The organism is Microbacterium sp. MPR-TSA4 (assembly GCF_058792815.1).
The window spans coordinates 1-8,040 of sequence record NZ_JBXAFF010000072.1 but is presented as its reverse complement, the minus strand read 5'-3'; the positions used below and the strand labels follow the sequence as shown (position 1 = coordinate 8,040).

7 protein-coding genes are annotated in these 8,040 nt (G+C 70.2%); 1 reads left to right on the top strand and 6 read right to left on the bottom strand.

Annotation, left to right across the window (positions count from 1 at the left end):
* Nucleotides 1-114: 114 nt before the first annotated feature.
* The 6 genes from AC1Q49_RS15660 to AC1Q49_RS15635 form a co-directional block, all read right to left on the bottom strand.
* Nucleotides 115-1,572, bottom strand: a complete 1,458-nt coding sequence (locus tag AC1Q49_RS15660; RefSeq protein WP_060959448.1) for an aspartate ammonia-lyase — start codon at nucleotides 1,570-1,572, stop codon at nucleotides 115-117.
* 147 nt (nucleotides 1,573-1,719) lie between these two features.
* A complete protein-coding gene (locus AC1Q49_RS15655; RefSeq protein ID WP_492493292.1) occupies nucleotides 1,720-2,706 on the bottom strand; it encodes an aldo/keto reductase in 987 nt (328 codons plus the stop codon).
* The gene (locus tag AC1Q49_RS15650) at nucleotides 2,703-3,086 is read right to left on the bottom strand and encodes a MerR family transcriptional regulator (RefSeq protein WP_060959446.1); all 384 of its coding nucleotides are present in this window, start codon (nucleotides 3,084-3,086) and stop codon (nucleotides 2,703-2,705) included. The genes AC1Q49_RS15655 and AC1Q49_RS15650 overlap by 4 nt, the downstream gene beginning before the upstream one ends.
* A gap of 57 nt (nucleotides 3,087-3,143) precedes the next feature.
* Nucleotides 3,144-4,049: a phosphodiesterase gene (locus AC1Q49_RS15645; protein WP_492493289.1), complete on the bottom strand. Its 906-nt coding sequence runs from the start codon at nucleotides 4,047-4,049 to the stop codon at nucleotides 3,144-3,146.
* Between the two features lie 45 nt (nucleotides 4,050-4,094).
* The gene (locus AC1Q49_RS15640) at nucleotides 4,095-4,427 is read right to left on the bottom strand and encodes a peptidase (RefSeq protein WP_101306595.1); all 333 of its coding nucleotides are present in this window, start codon (nucleotides 4,425-4,427) and stop codon (nucleotides 4,095-4,097) included.
* Nucleotides 4,427-5,701, bottom strand: coding sequence for an inorganic phosphate transporter (locus AC1Q49_RS15635; RefSeq protein WP_060959443.1), 1,275 nt, complete (start codon nucleotides 5,699-5,701; stop codon nucleotides 4,427-4,429). The genes AC1Q49_RS15640 and AC1Q49_RS15635 overlap by 1 nt, the downstream gene beginning before the upstream one ends.
* 176 nt (nucleotides 5,702-5,877) lie before the next feature.
* On the opposite strand from AC1Q49_RS15635, the gene AC1Q49_RS15630 reads away from it, so the two are divergent.
* The gene (locus AC1Q49_RS15630) at nucleotides 5,878-8,007 is read left to right on the top strand and encodes a S9 family peptidase (RefSeq protein WP_101306596.1); all 2,130 of its coding nucleotides are present in this window, start codon (nucleotides 5,878-5,880) and stop codon (nucleotides 8,005-8,007) included.
* Nucleotides 8,008-8,040 lie beyond the last annotated feature (33 nt).

Genomic DNA, 8,040 nt, shown 5'->3' with positions numbered 1-8,040 from the left:
GGTTGACGGGGGGCTGAGTGGGGTCGGTCATGTCTCTCCTCGGTGATTCGGTACAGGGTGCCGGATTGAGACGTACGCTATCGGGCGTTGACGGCCGCCCGCAAAGGGTTGCGCTCAGCTCTCGACGAGGTTCTCCGCCGGCTGGACGATCGGGATCGCCTGGGTGATCGCCTCCAACCCCGACAGCCGCGCGGGCGACAGCTGCTTGTCGACGTCGTCACGGCTCATGAGACCGGCTTCGACGACGAGGTCGCCGACGTTGCGGTGCGTGAGCAGCGCCGTCTTGGCGAGGGCCGCCGAGGCGGCATAGCCGATGAACGGCGTGAGGGCCGTCACGACGCCGACCGAGGAGCCGACCATGGCGCCGAGGCGCTCGCGGTTCGCGGTGATGCCGTCGACGCAGTTGATCCGGAAGCTGCGCATGGCCCGGCGCATCCAGGTGATCGACTGGAAGATCGAGTGCGCGATGATCGGCTCGAACGCGTTCAGCTGGAGCTGGCCGCCCTCCACCGCCATCGTCACGGTGAGGTCGGCGCCCGCCACAGAGAACGCGACCTGGTTGACGACCTCCGGGATGACGGGGTTGACCTTGCCGGGCATGATGCTGGAGCCCGCCTGACGCGCGGGCAGGTTGATCTCTCCGAGACCCGCTTGAGGACCACTGGAGAGCAACCGCAGGTCGTTGGCGATCTTCGACAGCTTGATGGCGTTGCGCTTGAGGGTGGAGGAGAAGGACATGAACGAGCCGGTGTCGCTCGTCGCCTCGACGAGGTCGTCGGCGGTCGCGAGGTCGAGGCCGGTGATCTCCCGCAGGTGGCGCAGCACCGCCGGCGCATAGCCGGGATGCGTCGTGATGCCCGTGCCGATGGCGGTGGCGCCCATGTTGATCTCGAACAGGAGATAGGCGTTCTCGGTGAGGCGCTGATGGTCGTAGCCGAGGGTCGTCGCGAACCCGTGGAACTCCTGCCCGAGCGTCATCGGGACCGCGTCCTGCAGCTGAGTGCGACCGATCTTCAGGATGTCGTGGAACTCCACGGCCTTCGCCAGGAACGAGCGGCGCAGGAGGTCGAGCTCCTCCAGCAGCGTCTTGAGGTCGAGGCTGAGGCCCACCTTGACGGCCGTCGGGTACACGTCGTTGGTCGACTGCGAGCGGTTCGTGTGATCGATCGGCGAGAGGAACGCGTAGTCGCCCTTCGGGCGTCCGGCCAGCTCCAGCGCGATGTTGGTGATGACCTCGTTCGCGTTCATGTTGGTGGAGGTGCCGGCGCCGCCCTGGACGACGCCCACGACGAACTGGTCGTGGAACTCGCCGTCGATGACCCGCTGGGACGCGCGATCGATGAGGTCGGCCCGCTCGGCATCCAGCACGCCGATCTCCAGGTTCGCGCGGGCGGAGGCCTGCTTGACCATCGCGAGGGCGGTGACGAGGTCCTTGTAGACGGAGATGGGACGCATGGAGATGGGGAAGTTCTCCAGAGCGCGGGCGGTGTGGATGCCCCAGTAGGCATCCGCGGGGATCTCCATCGATCCCAGGGAGTCGGTCTCGGTGCGCGTCGTTGCGTCCAGTGCCATGAGTGCAGGTCCTTTTGGGTCGTCGCCTCGGGTGGTCGTGGTCGAGCCTACCCGCGGCGACGCGGCGCGTCCGGTGTACACGACGTACACCGGAGACGCCGGCGCCCTCCGCCACGGTCATCGACCGGTGCGGAGGGCGCCGTCCGATCAGCGGTTGACCGTGGACATGTCCGCGTAGCGCTCGCCCACCGGCGCGGCCACCGTGTCCAGCGCCGCGAGCTGCGCCGCCGAGAGCGACAGCTCGGCCGCGCCGATGTTCTCCTCGACCCGCGTCAGCTTGCGCGTACCCGGGATCGGAGCGATGTGCTCGCCCTGGGCCAGCAGCCAGGCCAGAGCCACCTGCGCCGGCGTGGCCCCGGCGTCGCGTGCGACGCCCTCCACGACCTCGACGATGGCGAGGTTGGCCTCCAGGGCCCCGTCGGCGAAGCGCGGATTGCTCTTGCGGAAATCGTCGTCGTCGAGCACGTCCAGCGACCGGATGGTCCCGGTCAGGAAGCCGCGGCCCAGCGGGGAGTACGGCACGAACCCGATTCCGAGCTCCCGCAGCGCGGGCAGCAGCTCGCTCTCGGGGTCGCGCGTCCACAGCGAGTACTCGGTCTGCACGGCGGTCACCGGGTGCACGGCGTGCGCCCGGCGGATCGTCGCGACGGAGGCCTCCGACAGGCCGTAGCCGCGGATCTTCCCCTCGGCGACGAGCTCCGCGAGCGCGCCGACGGTGTCCTCGATGGGCGTCGAGGGATCCATCCGGTGCTGGTAGTAGATGTCGATCCGGTCGGTGCGCAGGCGGCGCAGGGAGCCCTCGACGGACAGCCGGATGTTCTCGGGCGTGCCGTCGAGTCCTCGCTCGTCACCGGCGGTGTGGCGGATGGTGCCGAACTTGGTGGCGATGACGGCCTCGTCGCGGCGACCGGCCTCGGCCAGCGTGCGCCCGAGCAGCTCCTCGTTGGTGTAGGGGCCGTACATCTCGGCCGTGTCGAGGAAGGTGACGCCGCGGTCCAGGGCGCCGAGGATCGTGCGCGCGCCGTCGACGTCGTCCTGACCTGCCCCCGTGTAGAAGGCGCTGATCCCCATCAGGCCGAGGCCGATGCGGCTGACCTGGATCGGGGTCGAGGCTCCCAGAGTGGTGGTCTTCATGAGTGTGCGATCTCCTTGTCGTAGATGTCGATCTTGTGGTCGATGGCGCGCAGGCTGGCGGTGATCTCCTCCAGCTGTGCGCGGACGCGTTCGCGGTGCTCGACGAGGAGCTCGCGCCGCTGCGGCACCGTCGACTCCCCCACGCGCACGAGCTCGGTGTACCGCCGGATGCCGGCGATGGGCATTCCGGTCATGCGCAGTCGCGTGAGGAAACGGACCCACGCGATGTCGGCCTCCGTGTAGCGCCGGTGCGACGACGAGGCGCGGTCGATCGGCGCCAGCATCAGTCCCTCGCGCTCGTAGTAGCGCAAGGTGTGGGCGGACACACCGGTCGCCTCGGCGACCGTGGCGATCGAGACGCCGTCGTGAAGGAGGGTCATGCCCCCACGCTAGAACTTAGAGTGCACTCTCAGTCAAGCGGGTCGGCGACGACGCGATCAGCGTTTGCGTGAGAACGCCTCCAGGCGCTCCTCGGCGCTCAGCGCCGCCATGCGTCGCGTCCACTCCGGTGTGAAGACCTCGGCCGTCTCGCCCTCCCCCACGGGCACCACCGCATGGGTGATCGTGTCGTCGTAGACGTGGACGAGATGGAAGGACTGACCGCCGTCCATGCCGTTGACCTCCTGCGGCGGGCGCTGGAGGTTCATCGTGTAGCAGGTCGCCGACGCGACGCTCACCGGGATGCCCGCGAACGTCCCGGACGTCGCGTAGTGGAGGTGCCCGGCGAGGATCGCCCGCACGTCGCTGCCGGCGAGCACGGCGGCGAGCTCGTGCTGGTGCCGCAGCTCGAGGATGTCGAAGAAGGGGATGTGACTCGGAAGCGGCGGGTGGTGCAGCGCCAGGATCGTTCCGAGCGGTGCCGGCTCGGCGAGGATGCCGCGGAGCCAGTCGAGCTGCGCGGCATCCAGATCGCCGTGGTGCCAACCCGGCACCGACGAGTCGAGGGCGATCAGCCGCAGCCCGCCCAGATCCCACACGCCGGTGATCGGCTCGGCCGACGCGGTCCCGTCGAGCAGCCCCGCCCGCAGCGCGGGGCGCTCGTCGTGGTTTCCCGCGACCCACACGATCGGCGCGCCCAGGCGTGCGGCGACGGGCTCGACGGCGGCACGAAGCGCCGCGTAGGCCTCCGGCTCACCGAGGTCGGTCAGATCGCCCGTGAAGACGATCGCGTCGGGTCGCACGCCGGTGCGCTCCACCGCCGCCAGCGAGGCGGTGAGGTTCGCCGCCGTGTCGTAGCGCCCGCCCAGCGGCCGGTTTGCCGCCAGCAGATGCGTGTCGCTCAGGTGCACGATCACGCGCCGTGCGGGCGGATGGATGCCGAAGCGGATCGACTCTGTGGCCATGCCCTCAGCCTAGGCGGGGGTCGCGACGCCGCGTCGGGTGCCCGCTCAGCGCACCACGATCAGTGCGAGGCCCGCGAGCACGGCGACGCCGCACAAAGCGAAGCACAGGTAGGCGCCGACGAGGGCCACACGCTTCTGCCCGTCGGTGAGGGGACTCTTCTTCGCGGCCTTCGCGGCGGCCTTCGCGGCCCGCTTGGCCTCCTTCTCGCTGATGACGGTGATGGCGTCCGTGAACTCCGCCGGCGCCACGACGGGTGCGCGGCCGCCGCGCACGAGCAGCCGCAGGCCGACCGCGTAGAAGCCGACCACGAGCAGCGCACCGGCGAGCGCCGCGGCGAAGACCTGGACGAAGGCGAACCAGTCGATCGTGATGCCCATCAGCGCGGGTCCTTCCCCTGACGGTGCGCGCGGTCGGCCTTGTCCTTCGCCCGCTGCGCCTTCTCGCGTGCACGCTCTTCGCGCAGGATCGCGCGCTGGCGGCGGGTGGGCGGCGGGTTGCGCTTGACCTTGACGGCCAGGCCGGAGTCGGCGACCTCGCTCATGGCGTTCGAGGAGTCCACCTGGTTGCGGCGGGAGCGCAGGAAGAGGCCGACGATGATCGCGACCGCGATCACGGCGTCGATGAAGATGCCCACGTTCCCGAACCACACCACCAGCAGCGCGGCCAGGGCGCCCACCGCGGCGGAGGCCGGCAGGGTGAGCACCCAGCCGACGGCGATGCGGCCCACGGTGCGCCAGCGGACCGTGGAGCCGCGGCGGCCGAGCCCCGAGCCGATGACCGATCCCGACGCCACCTGCGTCGTGGACAGGGCGAAGCCGAGCGCGCTGGAGGCCAGGATCGTCGCCGCCGTGGAGGTCTCGGCGGAGAAGCCCTGCGCGGGCTTGACGTCGGTGAGGCCCTTGCCGAGGGTGCGGATGATGCGCCAGCCGCCCATGTAGGTGCCGAGCGCGATCGTGAACGCGCAGGCGAGGATGACCCACAGCTGCGGATCGGCGTGGGCGGAGTTCTGCCAGCCCGCCATGATCAGCGCCAGGGTGATGACGCCCATCGTCTTCTGGGCGTCGTTCGTGCCGTGCGCCAGGGCGACGAGCGACGAGGTGAAGATCTGGCCCCAACGGAAGCCGTCGCGTCCGTCGGGCTTGTTGTCGTAGCGACGGGTCACCGCGTAGGCGAGGCGCGTGACGAGGAACGCGATCACACCCGCCGTGAACGGCGCGATCAGCGCCGGCAGCACGACCTTGCTCAAGACCATGCCGAAGTCGATGGCCGCGACGCTCGCGCCGACCAGGGTCGCGCCGATGAGGCCGCCGAACAGCGCGTGCGAGGAACTGGAGGGCAGCCCGAGCAGCCACGTGAGCATGTTCCAGGTGATGGCGCCGATGAGGCCGGCGAAGATGATCGGCAGGAAGGCCAGCGGCTCGATCTGGTCCTCGCGGATGATCCCGTGGGAGATCGTCTTGGAGACCTCCGTGGACAGGAAGGCACCGACGAGGTTCAGGCTCGCGGCGAGGAGGACGGCGACCTTGGGCTTGAGCGCTCCGGTCGCGATCGGGGTGGCCATCGCGTTCGCGGTGTCGTGGAAGCCGTTCGTGAAGTCGAAGAACAGCGCCAGCGCGATCACCAGCACGACGATGAGTGCAGCGGTTTCCACAGTTCGCTTTCGTCGGGATTCGTGGGAAGGGAGCCGATGGGATCGGCGGTGCGAACGAAGAGTTCACCGTGGGTTCATACTCCGGCAACCGGACCACAGAAATACTCCCACATCCGCGGGCCGGCGCCGAACGCCGCTTCGCCCCCGACACGCCGGTCGTCGATTAGCGTGGAGCGGTGACCCGAGACCTCGCCTCCACGCCGCCGTCCGCCCCGATCGCCCCGGCACGCCCCACGATCCGCCGGCATCACGGCGACGAGGTCCGCGACGACTTCGAATGGCTGCGCGCCAAGGAGGACGCCGAGGTCATCGCGCACCTCGAGGCCGAGAACGCCTACACCGAGGCGCGCACCGCGCACCTCGCGGGACTGCGCCAGCGGATCTTCGACGAGATCAAGGCCCGGACGCTCGAGACCGACCTCTCCGTGCCGACCCGTCAGGGCGCGTGGTGGTACTACGGACGCACCGTCGAGGGCAAGCAGTACGGCATCCACTGCCGCGCGCCGCTGTCCGGTCCCGACGACTGGACGCCGCCGGTGCTCACCCCCGGCGTCGACGTCCCCGGCGAGACGGTGCTCCTGGACGGCAACGTCGAAGCCGACGGCCACGAGTTCTTCTCCCTCGGCAGCTTCGACGTGAGCACCGACGGCACGCGTCTGCTGTACGGCGTGGATGTCGCCGGCGACGAGCGGTACACGCTGCGCATCCGCGACCTCGCCACCGGCGAGACGCTCGGCGACGTCGTCGAGAACACGTCCGCGGGCGCCTCCTTCTCCCCCGACGGCCGGTACGTGGTGTACACGACGGTCGACGACGCCTGGCGCCCCGACACCGTCTGGCTGCACGAGGTCGGCACCGACGCAGCCGCCGACGTCCGCCTGTTCCACGAGCCGGACGAGCGCTACTGGGTGGGGGCGGGATTCACCCGCAGCGAGAAGTACCTCGTGATCGAGGTGGGATCGTCCATCACGACGGAGGAGTACCTCCTGGAGGCCGCCGAGCTCGGCGCCGGGGCCGAGCCGCGCTCGATCTGGCCGCGCCGCGAGGGCGTCGAGTACTCGAGCACCCACGCCGTCGTCGACGGCGAGGACGTGCTCTACATCGTGCACAACGAGGATGCACTCGACTTCGAGCTCGTGCGGGTCGCGGCATCCGACCCTCTCGGCGCGCGGGAGGTCGTGCTCCCCCACACGCCGGGACGCCGTCTGCTGGACGTCTCGGCGTTCCGGGACTGGGCGGTGGTGTCGTACCGCCGCGACGGTCTGTCGCGCATGGGGATCCTCGACTACCGCACCGGCGCCGTGGACGAGCTCGACTTCCCGGAGGAGCTGTACACGGCCGGCGCCGCGGGCAACCCGGAGTGGGCTCCCCCGATGGTGCGGCTCGGGTTCGGCTCGTTCGTGACCCCCGGGACCGTCTACGACTACGTGGTGGCCTCCGGCGAGCTGCTGCTGCGCAAGCGACAGCCGGTGCTCGGCGGGTACGAGCCGCAGGAGTACGCACAGCGGCGGGAGTGGGTCACGGCATCCGACGGCACCCGGGTACCCGTCTCGCTCGTCTGGAAGCGCTCGTTCGGCGACCCCGGCGACGGGCCGCGACCCGTGCATCTGTACGGCTACGGCTCGTACGAGCACTCGATCGAGCCGGGCTTCTCCGTCGCGCGCCTGTCGATGCTCGACCGCGGCGTCGTGTTCGCGGTGGCGCACGTGCGCGGGGGCGGCGAGCTCGGCCGCCAGTGGTACGAGGACGGCAAGCTGCAGCACAAGCGCAACACGTTCACGGACTTCGTCGACGTCGCCCGGCACCTCGTCGACACCGGCGTCACGAGCCCCGACCGGCTCGTCGCCGAGGGCGGATCGGCCGGCGGGCTGCTGATGGGCGCCGTCGCGAACCTCGCCCCCGAGCTGTTCGCCGGCATCCTCGCCGACGTGCCGTTCGTCGACGCGCTGACCACGATCCTCGACCCGTCGCTGCCGCTGACCGTCATCGAGTGGGACGAGTGGGGCGACCCGCTGCACGACGCCGAGGTGTACGCGTACATGAAGTCGTACACGCCGTACGAGAACGTCCGCGCGGGCGTCACGTACCCCCGCATCCTGGCGACCACCTCGCTCAACGACACCCGCGTGTACTACGTCGAGCCCGCGAAGTGGGTCGCGCGTCTGCGCGAGGTGGGCGCGGACGCGCTACTCAAGTGCGAGATGGTCGCCGGCCACGGCGGGGTCTCCGGACGCTACAACTCGTGGCACCAGCGGTCGTTCGAGCTCGCCTGGCTGCTGGACGTGCTCGGACTCGCCGCCGACTGATTCCGCGCTCCCACCCACCGCGCACCACCCCGC